Source organism: Colwellia maritima (assembly GCF_022669015.1).
GTDB classification, from domain to species: Bacteria; Pseudomonadota; Gammaproteobacteria; order Enterobacterales; family Alteromonadaceae; genus Colwellia; species Colwellia maritima.
The window spans coordinates 171,468-195,148 of record NZ_JAKKSL010000003.1; the positions used below are offsets into that span (position 1 = coordinate 171,468).

Annotated in this window: 22 protein-coding genes and 1 tRNA gene; 11 read left to right on the forward strand and 12 right to left on the reverse strand. The window is 36.6% G+C overall.

What is annotated here, in order from left to right; all coding sequences use genetic code 11:
* The first annotated feature begins 2 nt into the window (after positions 1-2).
* Positions 3-680 (forward strand): TVP38/TMEM64 family protein, encoded by a 678-nt coding sequence (locus L3081_RS16665; protein WP_242287194.1) that lies wholly within the window; start codon positions 3-5, stop codon positions 678-680.
* A 253-nt stretch (positions 681-933) separates the two neighbouring features.
* Positions 934-1,773, forward strand: coding sequence for a 2OG-Fe(II) oxygenase family protein (locus L3081_RS16670; RefSeq protein WP_242287195.1), 840 nt, complete (start codon positions 934-936; stop codon positions 1,771-1,773).
* A gap of 224 nt (positions 1,774-1,997) precedes the next feature.
* On the opposite strand, the gene L3081_RS16675 is transcribed toward L3081_RS16670, so the two are convergent.
* From L3081_RS16675 to L3081_RS16705, 7 genes are all read right to left on the reverse strand, one after another.
* Positions 1,998-2,783: a GNAT family N-acetyltransferase gene (locus tag L3081_RS16675; RefSeq protein ID WP_242287196.1), complete on the reverse strand. Its 786-nt coding sequence runs from the start codon at positions 2,781-2,783 to the stop codon at positions 1,998-2,000.
* Positions 2,784-2,872: 89 nt separating this feature from the next.
* Positions 2,873-3,076 carry a DMT family transporter gene (locus tag L3081_RS16680; RefSeq protein ID WP_242287197.1) on the reverse strand — a complete coding sequence of 68 codons (204 nt, stop codon included), beginning with the start codon at positions 3,074-3,076 and terminating at the stop codon, positions 2,873-2,875.
* Positions 3,063-3,230: a DMT family transporter gene (locus L3081_RS16685; RefSeq protein WP_242287198.1), complete on the reverse strand. Its 168-nt coding sequence runs from the start codon at positions 3,228-3,230 to the stop codon at positions 3,063-3,065. Before L3081_RS16685 ends, L3081_RS16680 begins: the two co-directional genes overlap by 14 nt.
* A gap of 1 nt (position 3,231) precedes the next feature.
* Complete coding sequence (locus L3081_RS16690) at positions 3,232-3,858, reverse strand: NAD(P)H-dependent oxidoreductase (RefSeq protein ID WP_242287199.1); 627 nt, start codon at positions 3,856-3,858, stop codon at positions 3,232-3,234.
* Positions 3,859-4,023: 165 nt separating this feature from the next.
* The gene (locus L3081_RS16695) at positions 4,024-4,209 is read right to left on the reverse strand and encodes a cyclic nucleotide-binding domain-containing protein (RefSeq protein WP_242287200.1); all 186 of its coding nucleotides are present in this window, start codon (positions 4,207-4,209) and stop codon (positions 4,024-4,026) included.
* Positions 4,190-4,630, reverse strand: a complete 441-nt coding sequence (locus L3081_RS16700; RefSeq protein ID WP_242287201.1) for a Crp/Fnr family transcriptional regulator — start codon at positions 4,628-4,630, stop codon at positions 4,190-4,192. Before L3081_RS16700 ends, L3081_RS16695 begins: the two co-directional genes overlap by 20 nt.
* 295 nt (positions 4,631-4,925) lie before the next feature.
* On the reverse strand, positions 4,926-5,843 hold the full coding sequence (locus L3081_RS16705; RefSeq protein WP_242287573.1) for a LysR family transcriptional regulator: 918 nt from the start codon (positions 5,841-5,843) through the stop codon (positions 4,926-4,928).
* Positions 5,844-5,956: 113 nt separating this feature from the next.
* Here L3081_RS16705 and trxA point away from each other — a divergent pair, with 113 nt between their 5' ends.
* The 3 genes from trxA to L3081_RS16720 all read left to right on the forward strand — a co-directional run bounded on the left by trxA (position 5,957) and on the right by L3081_RS16720 (position 9,536).
* A complete protein-coding gene (trxA, locus tag L3081_RS16710; protein ID WP_242287202.1) occupies positions 5,957-6,271 on the forward strand; it encodes a thioredoxin in 315 nt (104 codons plus the stop codon).
* A gap of 37 nt (positions 6,272-6,308) precedes the next feature.
* Positions 6,309-6,608, forward strand: coding sequence for a DUF2787 family protein (locus L3081_RS16715; protein ID WP_242287203.1), 300 nt, complete (start codon positions 6,309-6,311; stop codon positions 6,606-6,608).
* Positions 6,609-6,848: 240 nt separating this feature from the next.
* Positions 6,849-9,536 (forward strand): ATP-dependent DNA helicase, encoded by a 2,688-nt coding sequence (locus L3081_RS16720; RefSeq protein WP_242287204.1) that lies wholly within the window; start codon positions 6,849-6,851, stop codon positions 9,534-9,536.
* A gap of 131 nt (positions 9,537-9,667) precedes the next feature.
* On the opposite strand, the gene L3081_RS16725 is transcribed toward L3081_RS16720, so the two are convergent.
* The 3 genes from L3081_RS16725 to L3081_RS16735 all read right to left on the reverse strand — a co-directional run bounded on the left by L3081_RS16725 (position 9,668) and on the right by L3081_RS16735 (position 10,994).
* Positions 9,668-9,946, reverse strand: a complete 279-nt coding sequence (locus L3081_RS16725) for a peptidylprolyl isomerase (RefSeq protein WP_242287205.1) — start codon at positions 9,944-9,946, stop codon at positions 9,668-9,670.
* Between the two features lie 67 nt (positions 9,947-10,013).
* Positions 10,014-10,098: transfer RNA gene (locus L3081_RS16730), tRNA-Leu, on the reverse strand.
* Between the two features lie 257 nt (positions 10,099-10,355).
* A complete protein-coding gene (locus tag L3081_RS16735; protein WP_242287206.1) occupies positions 10,356-10,994 on the reverse strand; it encodes a TetR/AcrR family transcriptional regulator in 639 nt (212 codons plus the stop codon).
* 137 nt (positions 10,995-11,131) lie between these two features.
* Here L3081_RS16735 and L3081_RS16740 point away from each other — a divergent pair, with 137 nt between their 5' ends.
* The 3 genes from L3081_RS16740 to L3081_RS16750 all read left to right on the forward strand — a co-directional run bounded on the left by L3081_RS16740 (position 11,132) and on the right by L3081_RS16750 (position 16,001).
* The gene (locus L3081_RS16740) at positions 11,132-12,232 is read left to right on the forward strand and encodes an efflux RND transporter periplasmic adaptor subunit (protein WP_242287207.1); all 1,101 of its coding nucleotides are present in this window, start codon (positions 11,132-11,134) and stop codon (positions 12,230-12,232) included.
* Positions 12,233-12,243: 11 nt separating this feature from the next.
* A complete protein-coding gene (locus L3081_RS16745) occupies positions 12,244-15,294 on the forward strand; it encodes an efflux RND transporter permease subunit (RefSeq protein ID WP_242287208.1) in 3,051 nt (1,016 codons plus the stop codon).
* A gap of 230 nt (positions 15,295-15,524) precedes the next feature.
* Positions 15,525-16,001, forward strand: a complete 477-nt coding sequence (locus L3081_RS16750; RefSeq protein WP_242287575.1) for an RDD family protein — start codon at positions 15,525-15,527, stop codon at positions 15,999-16,001.
* A 37-nt stretch (positions 16,002-16,038) separates the two neighbouring features.
* Here the strand turns inward: L3081_RS16750 and lptG are convergent, their stop codons facing one another.
* Entirely contained in the window at positions 16,039-17,106 is a 1,068-nt protein-coding gene (gene lptG / locus L3081_RS16755; protein WP_242287209.1) for an LPS export ABC transporter permease LptG, read from the reverse strand.
* Positions 17,103-18,269: an LPS export ABC transporter permease LptF gene (lptF, locus tag L3081_RS16760; protein WP_242287210.1), complete on the reverse strand. Its 1,167-nt coding sequence runs from the start codon at positions 18,267-18,269 to the stop codon at positions 17,103-17,105. Before lptF ends, lptG begins: the two co-directional genes overlap by 4 nt.
* 219 nt (positions 18,270-18,488) lie before the next feature.
* Here lptF and pepA point away from each other — a divergent pair, with 219 nt between their 5' ends.
* Genes pepA through L3081_RS16775 form a run of 3 tightly spaced genes read left to right on the forward strand, consistent with a single transcriptional unit; the run spans position 18,489 to position 23,371 of the window.
* Entirely contained in the window at positions 18,489-19,997 is a 1,509-nt protein-coding gene (pepA, locus tag L3081_RS16765) for a leucyl aminopeptidase (RefSeq protein ID WP_242287211.1), read from the forward strand.
* A 9-nt stretch (positions 19,998-20,006) separates the two neighbouring features.
* On the forward strand, positions 20,007-20,471 hold the full coding sequence (locus tag L3081_RS16770) for a DNA polymerase III subunit chi (RefSeq protein WP_242287212.1): 465 nt from the start codon (positions 20,007-20,009) through the stop codon (positions 20,469-20,471).
* Between the two features lie 44 nt (positions 20,472-20,515).
* Positions 20,516-23,371, forward strand: a complete 2,856-nt coding sequence (locus tag L3081_RS16775; RefSeq protein ID WP_242287213.1) for a valine--tRNA ligase — start codon at positions 20,516-20,518, stop codon at positions 23,369-23,371.
* Positions 23,372-23,681: the final 310 nt, after the last annotated feature.

Sequence of the window (23,681 nt, forward strand, 5' to 3'; positions counted from 1 at the left end):
TCATGCCTGCTTTACTCAAAGTCATGTTAGTTTTGGCGAGCTTTTTTGCTAGTACCTTTTTAGTCGTAAAATTGACAGGAGTACTCTCTATTGAACAAGTTACGTCATGGTTAGAATTAGCCAAAAATATTGATAGTTCAGTGCTTTTTTGGTCGGTTGTTACGCTTTTATTTGCCGATTTATTTATTGCGATACCTACGCTAACCATAATGCTATTAAGTGGTTATTTTTTAGGAGCAACGTATGGCGCAATTTCCGCTATTACGGGTGTAATGTTAGCAGGCATTTCTGGTTACATTATTAGTTATCATTATGGTGAAAAATTAGAAGCTCTTTTGATTAAAGACGAGTTAAAGAGAGAAGAATTAAGATCTCAATTTAATCAATATGGTAGTTTAATGGTGCTATTTTCACGAGCACTCCCTATGTTACCGGAAGTTACGGCATGCATGTCTGGACTGACCAAAATGCCCTTTTTAAAATTTATAACTTTTTGGTCTGTAAGCGCTATTCCTTATGCCATCATTGCGACTTATGCCGGTTCAATCAGTAGCATAAACAACCCTAAACCTGCCATCATCACAGCTATTATATTATCGACTATTTTTTGGAGTGCTTGGTTTATATTAAATCGACTAAGTAAGCGTAAAATAATGCTGCAAGCAATTGAAAAAAAATGAAAGTAGAGAACTTAGCACGGTCAAGTTTTTCAAGCCGTAATTGTCGCTTTGTTTTTAATTACGATGAGAGCGAGTTTAAAACTTATTTACCCAGTGTCTGTAAACAGGGTATTTTTTCGCTTAAAATACCGCTCTTTCACGGCTAGATAATTTGATTGATACCCAGTAAAACAATATATACAAATGGCATTAAATTTAGATATACATTATTCTATTTCTCAAATACAAAGATTTTATATCGTAAGGAATGTTAATGAACGTTCAAGTTGTTGACTATTTAGCAGCAGATGCACCACAAAAGTTCGTAGAAAGTTTACACAAAACAGGATTCGGGGTTTTAATAAATCATCCTATTAAGCAATCGTTAGTTGAATCAATTTATAAAAACTGGCTCGCGTTCTTTAACTCGCAAGAAAAAGAACACTATGCTTTTGATCCTGAAAAACAAGATGGTTTTTTTTCAACTGAAATATCAGAAACAGCCAAAGGACATAGCCAAAAAGACATTAAAGAATATTTTCATATTTATCCATGGGGTCGAATACCACCGTCATTAAAAGAAGAAATACTGCATTATTACGAGTTAACATCTTCTTTAGCAGAAGAGTTACTTGATTGGGTAGAAAAGCATAGCCCTATAGATGTTGCTACGCGTTATTCAGAGCCTCTTTCAAATATGATTAAAAACACACCAAACACACTATTACGTGTTTTACATTACCCTCCTTTTGAAGGTAAAGAAGAAGTCGGCGCAATACGTGCTGCAGCACATGAAGATATTAATTTACTCACCATATTGCCTGCGGCAAATGAACCCGGCCTTCAAGTACAAGGTACAGATGATAAATGGGTTAATGTACCTTCAGATTTCGGTCACTTAATCATTAATATTGGTGATATGTTGCAAGAAGCATCAGGTGGATATTTTCCCTCTACCAGTCATCGTGTGATTAACCCAACAGGTAACAGTAAATCAAAATCGAGAGTATCATTACCGCTGTTTTTACACCCAAGAAGTGAGGTTGTACTGTCAGAAAAACACACCCAAGCAAGCTACTTATTAGAAAGATTAAAAGAACTTGGGGTGAAATAATAATGAAGCAAATTCACCCATTATTACAAGCACGACGTAATGCTTACGCAGTCTCTTTTAATAGACGTTTATCTGATATCTTTTCACTTAGATCCAAGCCCAAATCATACCCCACTTTCGGTATATTGATAGGCATTTCGAATAAGGTTAGTTTACACATTATGTCGCTTCGATATTAATCATTGTATTTTCAACGTCAGTATTGATAAGCACTTTCAAAATGGTTATACACGCTGATAATTATTAATTAGAAACTGCGCTTGAAAGCCTAATTTATCATACAGAGGCTTTCCTGCATCAGATGCTTGTAAGACAACATGTGTACCTTGCCATTCTGCACAATTTACAATAAGTTCAGACATCAATAAACGTGAAAAACCTTTACCTTGTACATCAGGTTTGACGCCTACCTGATGTACACCAATAATACTTCCTGTTTTATACATAAGTGCAGTGGCAATAGCCTCGTCATTATCATAAGCTAATAAAAGGCGAATTTCAGAATCATTCATTAAACTTTCTATCACTGATTGATCTATAACATATCCAAATGCTTTAGACGCAATATCTACCCACGCCATTAATTCTTGTGTTTTAGTTACCAATTTAACAGTAAAACCCTTACGCAATTTTATTTTATCTTTTATCGTGAAAAGCACCGCAGGCAATATAGCTAGGTACATTGCAGTTTGACTGAACAAACATTGCCCCTTTTTAACTAATTCTACTTCTAAACTCGATTGTTTCGTTAAAAACAGCTGTGAACTTAAATTACTGTTCTCCTTTTCTTCAATGTCTGCGTTTTCAGGTTCAGACCACATTGGTACGATAGCGGTTGTATCAAGATGTTTTAACTGCAAATAATTTTGACCCGATGCCGGAAGATCAAACCAACAACGATAAGGCCAAGAAGTGTTTTTGATCAATTGCGTATTTTTATCAATAATTTGAACGCCATATTTTTTCCATAAACGAGTAAGATTATCTATATTCGCCTGATTAATATCCATATTCTGTCTCCCAATTAATTAATATAACACCAATAATTAACAAAGTTGCGCCGCCTAATTTTATAGCGCCGATTTGTTTTATCGGTAAATCAAACCGGCCCAAAATGACTAGCAACAATTGCCATTAACAACTGCCCTGTTAACGCATAAGACATCATATTTCCTACGCCCATTTTAGGAATTAAATAATAGAACATGCTAATACCTAGAGCACTTAACACGCCACTAAACCATAAAAACACAGGCACAGATTTTATTTCTACTAGTTCGGGATACTGCCTAGTAAATACCAAAGATCACTACTACTGTAAAAAACAAACTTGTGAAAAAAGCGATACTTGTTGCTACCATTGAACTGTTTAATAATACTCCTAAACGAGCATTCATTGCTGCTTGTACAGCAATTGCGGCACCTGCTACCAAGGCCATACAAGAAAATAGGAACATGTTACATCTCCACTACTATTTCATTGTAATCAAACCTAACTTTAGGAGAATCTGCTTGAGCATCACTTTCATGACGGTAGCCTATAGGGCATATTGCGGTTACTGTTAATTTCTTTGATGTTAGATCTAAAATGGCATCATATCCCGCACGATCAAAACCTGTCATTGGGCAAGTATCTATTTGCATTGCCGCAGCACAAGTTAACAAATTACCCAAGGCAATATAGGCTTGCTGATGTGCCCATTCTTGTTTTTCTTCGGGTGTTTTTACACTTAATGCTGATTTCATAAAATCAGAAAAGTTACTGAGACCTTCAACACTATTATGAGTTATTTGTGCATGTTTATTAATATAACAATCAACTGTATCATTACCCACATTAGTATGTGCTGCCAAAACAATTAGATGTGAACTTTCAGCTACTTTATTCTGCCCGTAAGAAAAAGGCAGTAACTGCGTTCTAATATCTGCTGACTCAACCACAATAATTTTATAAGGCTGAAGTCCATAAGACGAGGCACTTAAACGTGTTGCATCAAGTAATGCCCTTAAGGCTGATTTGGTCACCTTTTCATCTGAAAATTTCTTAACTGCGTAGCGCCATTGTAGTGCTTCTAAAATATTCATTATTAATCCTCTATTTGTCGTTAAGATCACAAACCATAAAAAAATACAAACTTATCTAAGTTAAGTGTATACATTGGTTTGTAATAAGATAAAACGGATAATAAAAGACTAATTCTTTAAGTGCATTTACATAGGTTGATAGATGAACTTTATTTATAAAACACTTTAAATAGGTTGGTTCAATAAGCTTTTTCTAATACGGCTTAATTGCGTTGGTGTAATAGCAAGATGTGAAGCAATATGATATTGCGGTAAACGATCAACCAAAACAGGATACATAGCCACAAAACGTAAATAACGTGCTGTAGCATCAGTTTGCACTATTTCTATTTCACGAGCCTCTTTTTCCAAAGAGCCAGTTTTTCTCCAAATAATAAATTTGAAATAGCATGATTTCTTTGTTCTTATGCATGAGTGCGCGATATGCTATAAAATCAATTTCAATAATAAGAGAGTCTTCCAATAATTCACAAGCAAGTTTCGATGGTGTTGAAGTTAACAAAGCTGCCATTGATCCAGGAAACATACCTTCATCAAAAAATATTTTGTTGTATTCATTACCCTTTTCATCACACGTAAAACAACGTACTAATCCTTTAAATACATAAGCATATGAATTAGGAACATCGCCGATACTATAAAGTACATGTTGTTTTTTTAGTGATTTAAATTTACAAATCTGCTGAAATTCATACCAAGTATTGTCACTTATAGGGTAATAAAAAGACAAAGACTCCCTTAAAGCAATGAAAGCATTATATTTATCTGACATGGTTAAAGTATAACTCGAAGCTTAAACCTAAAGAATATATGAATCATAACCACTAGCCTATTTAAAATACAGAGGGGATGGTTGAAATATCTATGTATACCTATGGCTAATACTAAACAAGAGTTATAAATAAAATACCCCAGAGTTTCTCCTTTATTCCTATCGATTAACTACCGAACTCAACAGGCCGGTGTGCCACCAAACCTGTCGTTCACATAATGCATTGGCATGACTTATAAGTTAAGGTTTTTGAATATTATTTACTGGCCCTCCATAATTATCCGTAGTCATAAATCTACAACAGCTTACCTATATTACTCTGAAAGTAATCCAAAAATGTTCGCGTTTTTACTGGAATTTTTCGGCTTTGATATAAAACACTCAACTGCTGTGCAATTGGCTGTTTATCTAAGCATATCCTTTTCAATTGGCTTTGATTATTACCATGATTCTTGATTTGCTTATCGCTTAGCTTAATGCCTTGCTGCAAAACGTAATCGGGTAGTTTACATAAACCTAAACCTTGTTCTGCCGCTTGTTGTCGCATCTCAGGGCTTGATAATGTCACTTGCCCTTTGACGTATATCGCCTGTACTTTATCATTATCTCGAAATAACCACGGCTGACTTGGTTGGGCTAAAATACAATTATGCGCTGTTAAATCTTCCGCCAAATTAATCATATTACTATCAAAGTTTTTTGGTGCATAAATAGATTGTGAAAAACTCAGTAAGGTTTTCGAAATCCAGTTGGAGGTCGGTAACAATTGTTCATGCAAAACAAAACAAAGATCAAACTGAGGATTAAAGTCAGGAATTTCATCTGAGTAGTGCTGACAACTAATATGAATTTTGGGATATAGTGTAATAAAGTCAGTGATCAATGTACTAATAATTCGGTTAAAAAACTCTAACGGTAGCAAAATATTAAGCCGGCCTTGAGGCTGATGAATTATAGATCCGACTTCTTCTTCAATTTTACTTAAAGCTTCAACGTGTTCTTTTGCAGCACCATATAATAAGCGACCACTTTCAGTTAGCTCCTGATTTCTGGTGGTTCTAATAAGCAACTCACTCCCTAACTTATGCTCTAGCTGCGCTAACCGTCTACTGAGGGTTGATTTTGGCATTGTCATTTTTTGGGCGGCAAGGGTAAAAGATCCCTCTTCAACTAAAATCACAAATAAATATAAGTCATCTAGATTTGTTAACATCAATTTTTATTGTTCCATTTTTGAGATAATAAAAACCATTAAACCCAACTAATCAATAAAGCACAAGTCCATTACACTACTTCTATCAAATAAACACACCCAAAGGAAAACCCATGAGTAAAGTAATTAATGTTTTAGCAGAAGATTTTAAAAATGAAGTAGAGCAACACCGAGGCAAAGTACTAGTCGACTTTTACGCACCTTGGTGCGGTCCATGTAAAATGATTGCGCCAATTGTTGAGCAAATAGCCGAAGAAAATAAGGCTGTAAAAGTAGTTAAAATTAATGCTGATGAAAGCCAAGAACTAATGGCGAAATTTGGTATTAGAGGCATACCAACATTGTTATTAATGAACGAAGGGGAAATCATTGCAACACAGGTAGGTACAGCTAGTGTTTCTCAAATTAAAGCGTTTGTAGAACAATAAATGTAAAATAAATGGTTAGGGGAAGAATATTATAACTATGAGGCTGATTGTCGTTCATATGTTCACCTTATATATTGCCAATTTACTTGCGCCTTATGAAAATGAAGGTGATGGCCGGCGGTTTTGCTACATCACCGATTTTTGTTATGTGGGCAGTGGTTATATGGCAGAACTTGCCAAAGACCTAGACTTTGACTTCGATGCAGGTCTTTTTCAGAATTTGTTTGGAACATATCCTATTGAGCAAGCGATAGAAATGTTTCAAATATGGGAAACTAACTTTGTTTATTACGCCATGGTAGCCAAAGTTTTCACTATTCAAAAAGTAGCAGGTTAAATGTTGTTTAGCAGCTGAATCAAAAACTAATACCACAAAGCCAATATAAGGTAATACCTGCCAATGAAGCTTTAGTTTTATATAAATAACAAAGCCTTGCACTAACTAAACATGCTTTAAACTGTTCATCAATCATAAAAAATATAGTTATTCCAGATATAAGTGGACATTCAATTAGTTGCCATGCAATATGTAGAGCTTTGTTTAATATAGAAAAAACTAAAAAGGATTTTATCAACCATGGCATCAATCAGTAACCAAATTTGTAGTGCGGATCAAGCTATTTGCAATAATATTGCATCCGTTGGAAATAGAGACTTACTTTCTCAAAATATATTATCCCAATTAAGAAACCTTATTGAAGGTATTATCGTTTTCACTCACTCTGCAAATCCAGAGGAGTCATTTCATTACGATAAGGTATCATTGGCCATGGAGGTGGTTAAGCAAAATGGAAGACTAAACTTTCTTGCAAAATTTCATAAGCTAATACAAAAAAGTGCCTCACATTATACTTTTGATGGGGATACATCAGAACGTTTAATGCTTAAATACTATGAATACCTTCTGCGAACAAGAAAGATGATGAATGTTCATTATGGGCTAAACATTCTTAATAATCTTGAAGCTTTCCCTATTGATCAAGATCCTTCTCTCCGAGAGTACCATGAGCGAATTGCTGACCAAATAAATACGTCAATGGTTTCAAATCAACAATTACTTACACCTGAACGCTACTATATTCATAAAACAAGACCATTTTTTGTTAATGAAGAAATCTTCTATGAAGTCACATTTTATCGCGCAATCAATAAAGCAACAAAAGCAGACCGTGTAATAGCATTTACAAGCATAGATATTACTGACAAATATTCAGCAATGCTCACCCTCCAACAGGACGCTATAACGGTTATAGGTTACACAATGCCAATAATAATAATACGCCAATGGGAGGTATCAATAAGGCCCTGTGAATTTGATAACTTGGCAAAACTATTGACTATTTCCAAAAAGGTACAAGCCAATTCCAAAGAATATCGTTTTATCATGAACATATTAACTACGGAATCATCTAATTTGTTAGATATTATAGATATGCCTGACAATAAATATGAAGTAGTTAAAGCCAACGCGACTAATGGTGTTGTCTCACCTAAATTATTTCCAATTTTGGATAAAGCTCGCTACATAATTAGACCTAAACTTGCCGGTCATAACATTATTAGGTATTTGATGCTAACAATGTTCAATAAAACCCTAAAATCCCAATTTGATAGAGGGGGATGCGCTAACCTATCAGCACTAAGCCTAAAATATGCTTGTATACCATTTGATCAGATGCCTTTTTGTACATCTTTATCTGGACATAACCCGAGATACTGGGACCTTGTTGAAAGCCTTGATACTGCAGATAAACAGCATGAGCTACTAGTAAGAAAAGTGAAAAACAATGTAGATCATCAAGGAGTACTTTATACCCCTGTAGCAGAGCTCTCTCAATACGATAATTTAGACACTCTAATACGTACATTTAACAATAATCTGTATTACAAACATAGAAGCACTCGTAAATTGATATCGGACAAAGGACATGTATTCGTCGCCGGATATGAAATAGATACCGCGGCAATTGTTACAAAATTAAAAGGAAAGTCCTCTCATGGAATACAGGGCTATACCGAAGCTGTTGAACGTTGGCTGTCCGATAGTAATCGTGATATTGACGACGCATTAAAAGTAACAGCGTTAAAACAATTATTTTGCAAATCATATGTAGCACTTATTTATGGCGCTGCCGGCACTGGCAAGTCTACAATGGTTAATCATATTGCAAATTATTTTAACGATAAGCAAAAACTATTTCTTGCACATACAAATCCTGCGGTAGACAACTTAAAACGTAAAGTTAGTGCTCAAAACTCTGTATTCAGAACGATAAGCAGTCAATGCTATACCGCAGAAAATACAAACTATGACGTACTTATCATAGACGAATGTAGCACGGTTAGTAATGCTGACTTACTCAGTGTTTTAGAAAAAACCTCTTTTGACTTACTTGTTCTTGTCGGTGATATATACCAAATTGAATCAATCCAATTTGGTAACTGGTTTAGTGCTATAAGCTCATTCATACCAAGTGACTCTATCTTTGAATTACAAACACCTTATCGCACAAGCAAGCAATCATTACTAAATTTCTGGAACAAAGTAAGAAGCATTGATGACGATATAGCGGAAAGTATCGCTCAAAATGACTATTCTTCAGTTTTGAATAGCAAGCTATTTCAACCTAGCGCCAATGATGAAATTATTCTCTGCCTTAATTACGATGGCTTATATGGCATTAATAATGTAAACCGCTTTATGCAAAGCAGTAACCCAAACCCTGTTTATACATGGAGAGAGACAATTTTTAAAGTGGGCGATCCTATTTTATTTTCAGAAACAGGGCGATTTACCCCTGTAATATACAACAACCTAAAAGGTAGAATAAAAGCTATCCAACAAGCACCGGGATGGATTCAATTTGACGTTTGGCTAGATCGCCCAGTCAGTCAATTCGATGTATTACATTTAAATGAACTTACATGGATAAGCAGTTCAGTAGTCAGGTTTACGGTTTATGATCACCCCGGAACCAGTGATGAAGATGATGATTCATATAATACCACAATACCATTCCAAGTAGCTTATGCTGTTTCAATTCATAAAGCACAAGGTCTTGAATATGAATCCGTTAAAATTGTAATCACCGATGCTAATGAAGATGATGTATCCCACAGTATTTTTTATACCGCTGTCACTAGAGCTAGAAAACACTTAAAAATATTTTGGACACCAGAAACTCAGCAAAGTGTTTTAAATAAATTAAGTAAAAAAACTAACACAAAGGATGTACACCTTTTAAAGGCAAGGTGTGGGCTGTAGACGATAAATAAAAAAGCCCCATCCAATTAAGGACAGGGCTTTCGTATAATGGTATCGGTGGGCGGACTCGAACCGACATGTCTGACTACAGCTTAGTTTAAAAGAGCATACATTCAAAAACCACTTGTAAATTAAGTCCTGTAAAGCACTTTTATTACATGCCAACCGAATTTAGTTTTAACGAGATGAGGCTCTAATATTGCACCGTTAAATGCTACCTTATCAAACTGGGGTACCATTGTTCCTCGTTTAAACTCGCCTAAATCACCACCCTTTTTACCAGACGGACATGACGAATATTTTTTAGCCAACGTTTGAAACTTAGCGCCTTTACCTAACTGCTTAATAATATCTTCTGCAATTTCTTTGTGCTTAACCAGTATATGAAGTGCGTGCGCTGTAGCTGCCATAAAAAACCTTTTCAATATCATTAAAAACAAAAAAGCCCTAACTCTTTCGAATCAGGGCTTTCATATATGGTACCGGAAGACGGACTTGAACCGTCACGCCCGAAGGCAACGGATTTTGAATCCGTCGTGTCTACCAATTCCACCACACCGGCAAGAGGGGATAGTAAACTGTGAAGTTTACAAAGAAATCATGTTTTTCTAAAACCTAATTTCTTTGTAAACTCTATTAATTCTTTTAATAAGCTAACTATAACTTATACATAATAATGTACTTCGCTAAAGTGGTTGGCATTATACGAGATATCTTTGTTAGTGCAATAGTTTTTCTCTGCACATTGCGCATTTGTGCCCTATTTGTTGTTTATTTATTCAATTCCTGTTTAATAATTTCTTTTATATTCTCGTATCACTATTTAACTGGCTGCTCTGGTTGGTAAGCTTTAAAAAATAGATCAACCGCTTTATTAACATGCTGACGAATTTCTTCGTCTGATATTTTTTGGTTTGGCAATAATAACACTTTAAAATGTATTCGACCTTTTATCATTTCCATTAGCATACGTGTTGCAAAGCAAGGGTCATCAATGGTTAAAATACCAGCTTGATCAAGCTGCATTAAATAATCCGTCAATGGCTTTAAACCTTTCAATGGCCCTTTGTCATATATTAGCATGCCAATTTCAGGTAATTTCGGTATAACCTGAATTACTAATCGAAAAAGTGACACTAAGGTTTCTGATACCAAGCCTTTAACAAACCGAAAACACATTTCTTTTAAAGCATCACTCGGTATTAATTCTGTCGTATTAATAGAAGCGATAGTGTCTGTTTGTATACTTACTTGCTGTTGTATTACTGCCATCAACAAACCTTGTTTGTTGCCAAATTCATCATAAATAGAGCGCCTAGACCCACCGGCAACAGAAATAATCATTTCGAGTGAAGTTTGATCGTACCCATGTTGAAGAAATAAATCTTTTGCCGCGGTAAGTATTAATTCTCCACGGGCACTTAATTGAGTTGAATGTATGGTTTGGCAACTTTCCATTATAGTGCTAGCGCTTTTAACTTTTTAATTGACTTTGGTACTACATAGTACCAAAATGCATGGTACTTTACAGTACCAATTTACTTTTTAATCTTTATTTTCTTAAATAAAAGCGAGTTATCCTAACTGGAATCATCATGCGACTATTACTAATCATTATTTTAACGTCATTTTTATTGAGCTGTAGTGAACAAACAGTTAACACCGAAACGGCGATTAGGCCTATTGCGTGGACTAAAGTTACTGAATCAAATTTACAACAATTACGTACCTTGTCTGGTATTGTGGCCCCGGTTGAAGCAACAAGCCTAAGTTTTGAAGTCCGCGGAAAAGTGCAAAGTGTTGAAGTAAAACTTGGAGATTCTGTTCAAAAAGGCGATGTTTTAGCTCAGTTAAATCATCGCACCTTTGAGCTATCCTCTAAATCTGCTCAAGCACAGTTAGATAAAGCAAAGTCAGATATGGTAGAAGCCAAAAATAGTTTTACTCGCTATAGCCAACTAATAAAACAAGGATTGGTATCTCAATCAGGGTTTGATAATGCACAAGCAAATTTTGAATCAACTAAGAGTGCTGTAAATGTAGCACAAGCGCAGTTAGACATCGCTAAGAAAAATTTGCAAGACAGCACACTAATTGCCCCTTACAACGGCATTATAACGAAACGTTTAATAGAGCCTTCTCAACAGATTAGTGCCGGTCAAGCGGCCTTTGAAATTGAAGGAAAACACGGCTTAGAAGTGAATGTGATGGTACCTGAAACACTTATCAGAGAATTACGCCAAAATACCATTATACCAGTACGCTTTCCGGTATTAACTCAAACAACCATGTTAGGTCAAATTACAGAAATAGGAACAAGAGCTGAAACAGCTAATGCTTTTCCTGTTACCGTTGTATTACAAGAAGAAAATTCACTATTACGCGCAGGTATGACCGCTGAAGTTGATTTTACTTTTGAAGGGGTAGGAAAAACAGGCTTTCAAGGGGTAGCCATTAACGTTCCATTCACTGCCATCCGCGCCGGACTAAATCAAAAAAGTTATGTATTTGTGTATAACCCAACCACACAGGTTGTGGAAAAACGTCAAGTAGTAACAGAGAATGTGCTCAATAATATTGCCTTTATTTCTTCAGGTTTAACAAACGGCGAGATAATTGCTATTGCCGGCGTCGCCTTTTTAAGGGATGGACAAAAGGTTACCTTATTAGACAACACCACTCAGCGTTTTAATTAAGAAGCACTACAATGAATATTACTCAAATTGCCTTTACTTACCGTAAAACAGTATTTTTCATCCTTACTTTGCTGTTAATCAATGGTGTGTTTGCCTATTTTGTTTTACCTGCACAAGAAGATCCCACCATTACCATTAGAGAGGCCGTGATTACAACGTCTTTTCCAGGTATGGCACCTGAGCGGGTTGAGCAATTAATTACTAAAAAAATTGAAGAAGAAATACGAAAAGTCCCAGAAGTTAAAGAAATTAGGTCTCTTTCAACAACCGGCACTTCAACTGTTCATGTTAAGATTTATGATCGCTATTTCAATCTTGACGATATTTGGCAAGACGTTCGAAATAAAACCGCAGCCGCTCAAACTAAAATGCCATCAGGCACTAGCTCTCCCTTTGTTAACACTGAGTTTGGGGATGTTTCAGTTGTAACACTCGCCTTAACCGCTGACGGTTTTGATATGAGCTCAATGTATGATATTGCGCAACATATCCGAGACACATTATATGCCGTTGAAGGTACCAAAAAAATTGAAATTTTGGGCCAGTTGCAAGAGCGTATTTTTCTTGAAGTGTCAAACGCAAAACTATCGCAGCTTGGAATTTCTCCTCAAGCACTCATCAGCGAATTACAACAACAGAATATTATTCGATCGGGTGGTGAAGTAGACACAGGTGCAAAAAGCTTTATTGTCGAGCCTTCGGGTAATTTTGGCAGCGAAACAGATATTGCTGATACTTATATAAACATTCCAAACACAGAAGACTTTATTGCATTAAAAGACGTGGTTAACATCAAACGAGGCTATATTGATCCACCGGATAAACTTGCCTATTTTAATGGAAAACCCGCTATATTCTTTGCCATTTCAATGTTACCAAAATATAACATTTTAAAATATGCACCTAGCGTTAAAGTAAAGGTTAACGACATAATTGCTAGTTTGCCTATAGGTTATCAATTAGATATTGCTACTTATCAAGCCGACCAAGTAAACAAAACGGTGCGAGGGGTTTCTATTAATGTTCTGCAAACCTTAGCCATTGTGTTAGTTGTTGTCGTATTATTTTTAGGTGTAAGAACAGGCCTAATTGTGGGCGCTATTGTACCATTTGTTATGCTAGCAACACTTTCCATCATGCTCTTTTTTGGTATGAAATTAGAGCGTATGAGTTTAGCTACATTAATCATATCTCTAGGTTTGTTAGTTGATAACGGTATTGTTATTGCTGAAGATTTCAAAAGTAGAGTTGAAAATGGTATTAGTCGTTTTGACGCCATGATACAAGGTTGTCAAGAATTAGCTGTTCCACTACTAAGCTCTTCAGTTACCACTATTCTATTTTTCTTACCCCTTATGTTAGCTGAACATGTCGCAGGGGAGTTTACTCGCTCAATTTCCTTAGTCATTTTAATTACCTTACTAACAAGTTGGATAATGGCTTTATGCGTTACCCCTATTCTTTGTTATTATTTTATAAAACCGTCTGTAAACAAAAAAGAAAAAGATTCTGCCTTATCTAAAGTTTATAGTGGATATGAAAATTTTTTACATTGGATATTACAATATAGATTATTATTTATAGGGTTTATGTTACTTTTGTTTATTGGTTCAGTGGGTTCAATGAAGTTTGTGGCTAAACAATTCTTCCCTGAATCAGACCGAACACAAATACTCATGTATATTGATCTACCTAACGGTACCTCATCCCGTGAAACTAACCGACAAATGAAGGAAATTTTTGAATGGTTAGATGACAAAGAAAAATTCAGTTTTATCGAAAATTATTCAGCCTATGTTGGATTTAATGGTCCTCGCTTTGTTTTATCACTTAACCCAGAAGATCCGGCTAAAAACAAAGGTTTTCTGGTACTTAATGTAGTAGAAGGAACTGATGTTACTAAAAGAGTATTAGAGCTAGATACACAACTTGAGGCAAAATTCCCTAATATATCAGCACGCGTTAAAAAAATGTTTCTTGGGCCGTCTGATGCAAAAACCATTAAAATTCAGGTTCGAGGTCCAGACAAAAATGTTATCTATGAAAAGGCACAACAAATTATGGATTTACTCCATCAGGTGCCCAATACCATCAATATTCGCAACGATTGGGAAAATTTAATTGTTAAAATTGATGTACGCGTAGATCAACACCGTGCGAAAAGAGCAGGTTTAACATCAACGGAGATTGCCGATGCCTTACAAACCTACTTCTCGGGTGCACAAATTACAGAATTTAGAGAAGAAGATGAAATTATTCCTATTATTTTGCGCGCAGAAGAAGCTGAACGAAATAATTTAGACAGACTGCGTACTTTGAACGTTTATTCACAAAAAACTGGCAAAGCTATACCACTATTTCAAGTAGCAACGTTTGCTCCTGTAAATCAATTTTCCGTTATACACCATGAAGACATGTTTCGTACCATTAGCATTGAAGCTCGCAATAACAAAATGGCTGCTGAAGACTTAAAATTCGTTGTTGATGAGAAAATTCAAGCATTGGCTGCCGATTTACCTATTAACCACGAAATAGTATACGGGGGAGCAATTAAAGAATCTAAAGCAGCCCAAAAAGCGTTAAGTGCAAGTATGCCTATGGTAATTGGTTTTATCTTAATATTGTTGGTTGCCCAATTTAATTCTTTCAGACAGGCTTCAATCATAACCCTCACTATGCCTTTGTCTTTTATTGGTGCAGTTATTGGTTTATTAGTAATGCAGGCACCGTTTGGCTTTGTAGTAACCCTTGGTTTATATAGTTTAGCCGGGATTATTATTAACAATGCCATCGTACTTATTGATCGAATTAAAATTGAAGGCCAAAGTGGTAAAACACCGTACCAAGCCTTAATTGATGCTTGTTTAGCTCGATTACGTCCTATTGCAATGACAACCATAACAACCGTAATGGGGTTATTGCCGCTGATTATTGGCCACGACCCCTTATTTTATGGCATGGCTAATGTTATTGCCTTTGGTTTAGGTATTGGCACCATATTAACTCTGGCTGTAGTGCCTGTATTGTACTCATTATTGTATAAAATTAGCGCTCCATCTTAATATGTTTTTTTAAATATAAATTGGTTATGCATTTCGATCATAAAAACGTAATATTCACTGTAGGGCGTAATTCAATGCGCCATCTCTGAATAGTCAGAATAAATTCTAACCTACATAGGCGTATTTTAATTTCAAGATAACGCATTACTCTCTTAAACTTTGCGCATCTCTTTGTTAGACTATGGCAAAATTTTCTGAGCACTTTCTATGACTTCAATTTCTGTTAACGAATTTCCCGCGCCGGCTTTCGTCGCCGTTTAGGTTCTTGGATTTATGACGTACTTATTGCCTTTGCTGTCTATATGGTTGCAGGTGCAATTGCATTTTTACTTTTTAATTTGCTAATAAAATTTGGTTTAATCAGTATGCAAAACTTTGAGCATCCCATAGATTTACAACGCTCTTCTATATTGTATAGCGTTCTAATTTACGGTCGGAACATTGCTTGGGTGAGTTTTTTCTTTGTTTTCTTTTGGGCTAAAAGTGGTCAAACATTAGGAATGAAAGCTTGGCGGTTACGCGTTCAAAATCAAGATGGTACGCGCATAAGTAAAATAACAGGAATAAAACGTTTATTACCTACATTATTGGGTTTAGGTAATTTAACCGTGATATTTGATCGTAAAAACAAACTGAGTTTGCAAGACAGACTAACTGACACAGAGGTTGTAGTATTGTCTTTAGAAGCAAACAAAGGCAGACTATAGTTGCCCGCGGCGCATAACTTTCTCGTTTATTGCTTTATTACGCCGCCTTTTTATTCATAAAATACCAGGCTACACCTATAAATAATATACTTGGTGATAAAGCACCTATTATCGGGGGAAATTGATAAACTAGGCTCAACGACCCAAGTACTTCATTTGATACAAAAAATACAATTCCTGTGATAACCCCCATCATGATGCGTGCGCCCATGGAAACAGAACGAAGTGGTCCAAAAATAAAAGATAATGCCACCAATAACATTACTGCTACCGTTACGGGTTGTATGATTTTTCTCCAAAAAGCGAGTTGATAGCGGCTAGGATCTTGCCCATTCGCCTGCAAATAATCTAAGTAATCGAGTAAACCTCGCACCGATAAGGATTCAGGTGTCACCGTAACCACACCCAACTTTTTAGGCGTTAGTGACGAGATCCACTCTTGCGAGTCAACTGAAGAGGTGATGATTTCATTTTTATTTATCTTCGTATTAACTACACCAGACAACTTCCAGACCTTGCCTTGATATACAGCAGACTTAGCGCTAAGCCAACTATCGAGTTTTAATTCATCATTAAAGCGATATACTTCTACTTTTTTAAGCTGCCCTTGTTCTAATACCTCACCTATATTAACAAAGTAATCACCATCTTTTGCCCAAACACCATTTTTGGCTGAAATTAAACTTCCACCCGAAATGGCTTGAGCACGAATCTCTCTAGCTGTTGCTTCACCACTAGGTGCAAGCCATTCACCCACAGCCATTGAAACAAAAATAAGTAAAACAGCAGTTTTCATTACCGACTTAATAATATCTAACCGTGATAATCCGACCGCTTGCATAACGACTAATTCACTATTACTTGCTAGCATGCCAATACCGATTAGCCCCCCAATTAGCGCTGACATTGGGAAAAAAACTTCAATATCGCGGGGTAAGGAATAAAGCACATAAAGCGCAGCATGTGATAAATCATAATCACCTCGCCCAACTGCCCGCATTTGTTCTACAAATTTAATAATACCACTAACGCTCACAAATACAGCCAAGGTTAAGAACGTTGTTGATGCCACAATACGACCGATATAAACATCTAATATCTTCATTCTTTTATATCTCGTACTTTATTATCACTAGCAGTATTGCGCCTGAAACCTGGAAATTTCGCCTTAATTTTGCGCCCACTACTACGTTCTCTCATCAGCAAAATAATCCCCATAAATAACGCACTGATATGTATAGGCCATAACCCTATATTCGAAGGTAAGGCTTGACGCTCCACACCCGATTTCATTGCTGTTAATAGCAAAAAATATCCCAAAAATAACATTAACGGTAACATTTTAGCAAATTTACCTTGCCGAGGATTAACCACACTTAAAGGCACAGCAATCAGTGTTAAAATAATACAGGCAAGCGGAAAAGCAATACGCCATTGAATGGTGGCACTGTATTCAGGTGCCGAATCAGCATCTGGTGGGTTAAACAACTGGTGTGTAGGTAAAGCGCTTAATTTTCGATGTTTTTGTTCTATTTCTTGATCTTGAATTTGAATATAATATTTATCAAAGGTAACCGCTTGAAATTCACCACTATTGGCGTCCTTGTGATAACGAATTCCTTGAGATAAGACTAAGCGTTGCGACCCTGATTCTTCTTCAAATACTTGACCTTTTTTGGCATAAACTAAGCTCGAATTAATAATACTGTCATCCAGATGGTTTTCATCCGGTAACTGAGCTAAAAAAACTTTATCAAAACTATTATCATCACGGTGTTTATCATGAATAAAAACTACTGCTTTTTCATTACCCGTCTTCTGAAAACGTCCTGCAACTAAAGAGCTTAATCCTGAATCAGCAGCAAGTTTATCTTTCACTTGGTATTGATACTCTGATGCCATAGGCGCTAAATACAAAGTAAAAATACCGGTAAATATAGCGGTAACTAATGCTAATATTAACGTAACCCGTACTACATACCATTCACTGACACCACAAGCATGTAATACTGTCATTTCGTTGTCAGCATAGATACGTCCGTAAGCTAGTAAGATTCCTAAAAAGAAACTTAGTGGCAACATCATGCCGCCCAAATCGGGTACTTTAAGCGCAATAAAGATCATAACCATTTGACCGGGTATGCTACCTTCTGAGGCATCACCTAAAACTCGAACAAATTTTTGGCTAATAAAAATGGTCATCAACACAAAAAATACTGCTAGCTGTGTTTTTGCCACTTCTTTTAATAAATAACGAAAAATGATCACAAAAAGATCCCATTAAAACTGTGTTTTTTCTGACAATTGACGAGTTTTTCTAGTAAACTTGCCGTTTTCATAACTAAACTATATAGTCAACAGCTAAGTTTAATTGATAAATACTGCTATAATTATAGCCCTTAGCGATATCACTTGAATAGTTAAGAGTGCAATTTTTTACTAATTTTAGCAAGTTATAGTCTCATTAAAAAGGTTAAAGGAGATCTCATGGAGTTCAGTATAAAAAGCGGTAGTCCCGAAAAACAGCGTAGTGCCTGTATTGTGGTGGGTGTATTTGAACCTCGTCGCCTCAGTTCAACGGCTGAACAACTTGACGAAATTAGTGAAGGCTACATAAGTAACCTATTACGAAAAGGCGATTTAGAAGGTAAATCAGGACAGATGTTATTGTTGCATCATGTGCCAAATATTTTGAGTGAACGCGTATTACTTGTTGGCTGCGGTAAAGAACGTGAACTAGATGAACGTCAATATCGTCAAATAATCAAAAAAACAATTAACACCTTAAACGAAACCGGTTCAATGGAAGCGGTATGTTTCTTATCTGAGTTACACGTTAAAGGTCGTGATACGTACTGGAAGGTTCGTCAAGCAGTAGAAGCAACACAAGATAGCTTATACAGTTTTAATAGCTTAAAAACTCATAAAGAAGAACCACGTAGACCTTTACGTAAAATAGTATTTAACGTGCCAACTCGTCGTGAATTACCTATTGGTGAGCGTGCAATTAGCCATGCATTAGCAATCTCCGAAGGAATAAGCACCTGTAAAAACGTAGCAAACATGCCACCTAACATTTGTAATCCTGCTTATTTAGCTGAACAAGCTAAAATTTTAGCAAATGATTACGATAAAGTGTCTACCACGATTGTTGGTGAACAAGAAATGGAAAAACTAGGCATGGGCTCTTACTTAGCAGTTGGACGTGGTTCTGCTAATGAATCATTAATGAGTATTATGACTTACAAAGGTATTGATGATGATTCAAAACCGCTTGTTTTAGTAGGTAAAGGGCTCACGTTTGACAGTGGCGGAATCTCGTTAAAACCTGGCGCAGGTATGGACGAAATGAAATATGATATGGGTGGTGCAGCAGGGGTTTTAGGCGCCATGCATGCATTAGCCGAACTCGATTTACCAATTAATGTTATTGGTGTTTTAGCGGGTTGCGAAAATATGCCAAGCAGCAATGCTTACCGTCCTGGCGATATCCTTACAACGATGTCAGGCCAAACGGTTGAAGTACTTAATACCGATGCTGAAGGTCGATTAGTTTTATGTGATGCATTAACTTATGTGGAACGCTATGATCCAGAAGCCGTAATTGACGTGGCAACGTTAACTGGTGCTTGTGTGGTTGCATTAGGAAAACATGCCACTGGCTTGTTAAGTTCTCACAACCCATTAGCGCATGAATTATTAAATGCGTCTGATCAAAGTGGCGATAGAGCTTGGCGCTTACCTTTATGGGACGATTACCAAGAACAATTAGAAAGCCCCTTTGCTGATATGGCAAATATAGGTGGTAAAGAAGCGGGTACCATTACCGCTGCTTGTTTCTTGGCACGTTTTACTAAAAAATATCATTGGGCACATCTTGATATTGCCGGTACCGCATGGCGAAGTGGTGGTAAAGATAAAGGCTCTACTGGTCGTCCGGTAAGCATGTTAACGCAATTTATGCTTAATCGTGCCGGTCAAGAGCAAGGCGAATAGATTAACCGCATGCAAACACACGTAATGTTTTACCTTCTCGATGATGATAAGGAAAAAATAGACAAGCAAAACGCTGATACTAGCTCAGCGTTTTATCATGCCTGTTTGCAAGCGAGTTATTTTTATCGTCAAAATCAACGAGTATTTATTTACACGCAAGATAAGCAAAGTGCGGAACACGTAGACGAACTACTGTGGGCATTTGATAGTGACAGCTTTGTACCTCACAACTTATCAGGTGAAGGGCCAAAACAAGGTGCTGCAGTAGAAATTAGCGATCAGCCAATTCGTGGTCGTCGCTCTGTGTTAATAAATTTAACACCTACCGTGCCAGACTTTGCTAACCAATTTCAATTTATTGTTGATTTTGTTCCTAGTGAAGAATCACTAAAACAGCAGGCAAGAGAGCGTTTTAAAGCCTATAGACAACGGGGCTTTAAAGTCGATAATCAGCCCGTAGCCTCGTCGCAATAATGTAAGCAAACTTACAATTCATAACTTTTATTTTTGAGAACATGATGGAAAAAACTTTCAACCCAACCGACATTGAACAATCTCTTTATACTCACTGGGAAGAGCAAGGCTACTTTAGCCCTACCGGTGAAGGTGACAGCTATAGCATTGCTATTCCACCACCTAATGTCACAGGCTCATTGCATATGGGTCATGCTTTTCAACAAACCATCATGGACACGTTAATTCGTTATCAACGTATGCAAGGTAAAAACACACTCTGGCAAACGGGTTGTGACCATGCAGGTATTGCCACACAAATGGTAGTAGAACGTAAAATTGCGGCCGAAGAAGACAAAACACGTCACGATTACGGTCGTGAAGGTTTTATCGATAAAATTTGGGAATGGAAAGAAGAATCAGGCGGTACAATCGGTAAACAAATGCGCCGTTTAGGTAACTCTATTGACTGGACACGCGAACGTTTCACTATGGACGCAGGTATGTCTGAGGCCGTACAAGAAGTATTTGTACGTTTATTTGAAGATGACTTAATCTATCGTGGCAAGCGCCTTGTTAACTGGGATCCAAAATTCCACACTGCTATTTCTGATTTAGAAGTAGAAAATAAAGACAAAAAAGGTCACATGTGGTACTTACGTTACCCTCTAGCTGATGGCGCAAAAACTGCGGAAGGACTTGATTACTTAGTTGTGGCAACTACACGTCCAGAAACCATGCTAGGTGATACTGGCGTTGCTGTAAATCCTGAAGATCCGCGCTATAAAGATTTAATTGGCAAAAAAGTTTTATTGCCATTAGTTAATCGTTTAATTCCTATTGTTGGTGATGAGCATGCCGATATGGAAAAAGGCACAGGTTGTGTAAAAATCACCCCTGCCCATGACTTTAACGATAATGAAGTAGGTAAACGTCACGCCTTACCTCAAATTAATATTTTAGACAAAAATGCAGCTATTTTAGCTGAAGCAGAAATTTACGATACCAAAGGTGAACTTTGTGATGCCTATAGTACCGCATTACCTAACGAATTCGCAGGTATGGACAGATTTGTCGCTCGGAAGGAAATTGTGGCAAAGTTTGACGAACTTGGCTTGTTAGTTGAAGTAAAAGATCATGATTTAGTTGCCCCTTATGGCGACCGTTCTGGTGTGATCATCGAGCCATTATTAACTGACCAATGGTATGTACGTGTTGAAAAATTGGCAGGTCCTGCCGTTGACGCAGTTAAAGATGGTCAAATTGAATTTGTACCTAAACAGTATGAAAATTTATATTTTTCGTGGATGCGTGATATTCAAGACTGGTGTATATCACGTCAATTATGGTGGGGACATCGTATTCCGGCATGGTATGACGACAGTGGTAAAGTCTATGTTGGACGCACAGAAGCCGAAGTACGCGCTAACAATAATATTACAGATGATATCAATCTTAAACAAGATGATGACGTACTTGATACTTGGTTCTCCTCTGCCCTATGGACTTTCTCAACTTTAGGTTGGCCAAAAGAGACTGACGATTTAAAAACCTTTCATCCTACCGATGTATTAGTGACAGGTTTTGATATTATTTTCTTCTGGGTTGCCCGTATGATCATGATGACCATGCACTTTAACAAAGATGAAAATGGTAAAGCGCAAATACCGTTTAAAAAGATTTACATGACAGGCCTTATTCGTGATGAAAATGGCGATAAAATGAGTAAATCTAAAGGTAACGTTATCGATCCTTTAGATATGATTGATGGTATTTCACTAGATGATTTACTGAAAAAACGTACTGGCAACATGATGCAACCAAAACTTGCCAAGAAAATTGAAACACTCACTAAAAAAGAATTTCCTAACGGAATTGAAGCACACGGCACGGATGCTTTACGTTTCACTTTGACCTCTGTTGCGACAACAGGTCGTGATATTAGTCGGGATATGAAGCGTTTAGAAGGTTACCGTAACTTTACCAATAAGTTATGGAATGCAAGCCGTTATGTATTAATGAATACTGAAGAATTTGATTGTGGTTCAAAAGGTGGTGAGCTTGAGTTTTCATTGGCTGATCGTTGGATTATCGGCCAATTTGAACAAACAGTAAAAACCGTACATGAAGCATTTGATACCTTCCGTTTTGATTTAGCATCACAAGCCTTATATGAATTTACTTGGAATCAATTCTGCGATTGGTATTTAGAATTAACTAAACCAGTATTATTCAAAGGCAATGAAGCACAGCAACGTGGTACACGTCATACCTTAGTCAATGTATTAGAAGCTTTATTACGTTTAATGCACCCTATTATGCCATTTATTACTGAAACCATTTGGCAACGGGTTCAACCATTAAGCGACTTCGAAAAAACTAACGACTCAATCATGGTGCAAGCATTCCCACAATTTAATGCGGAAAAATGCGATCAACAAGCTATTGACGATTTGGAGTGGGTTAAACAATTTATCATTGCTATTCGTAATATTCGTGGTGAAATGGATATAGCCCCGAGCAAATCATTACCGGTTTTACTGAAAAATGTCAGCGAAAGCGATCAACGTCGTTTAGCTGAAAACGAACAATTTTTAAGTTCATTAGCAAAACTTGAAAGCATAACGGTACTTGATGAAGGAGAACAAGGACCTGCTTCAGCGTCTGCCGTTGTAGGTGATTTAACGGTATTAATACCTATGGTCGGGCTAATCGACAAAGAAGCTGAAATTGCACGCTTAGATAAAGCGATTGAAAAATTAGACAAAGACGCCTCAAAAACACGAGGAAAGTTAGCCAATGAAAACTTTGTTAGTAAAGCGCCTGCGGCCGTAATTGAAAAAGAACAAGCCAAACTAAGTGAGGTAGAATCGACATTAACTAAATTACGTGACCAAAAAACACAAATTGCTGCACTGTAACCTAATTTAGTTAAAAACCTGCCAATAATCCCGCCTTTATATAATATCAATAGCAAAGTATCGATATTATAGGCGGGGTAATTAAAGTAAGTACTCGCATTTTATTCAACCAGAATCCCCTTATAACAATAAATGTTTATTTTCTAAATTAAGATTTTTATTAAGTATAAAAAATATTGAACTATTTCAATTTTTTATAAAGCAAATTAAAAATACCTGTGCTAATATCTAATTGCGTTGAGTTTTTGTGTTGCGGATGAAGGTTGATACTAACTTTTGTTTTAGATTTACCGGGTACTAATGTACTTGT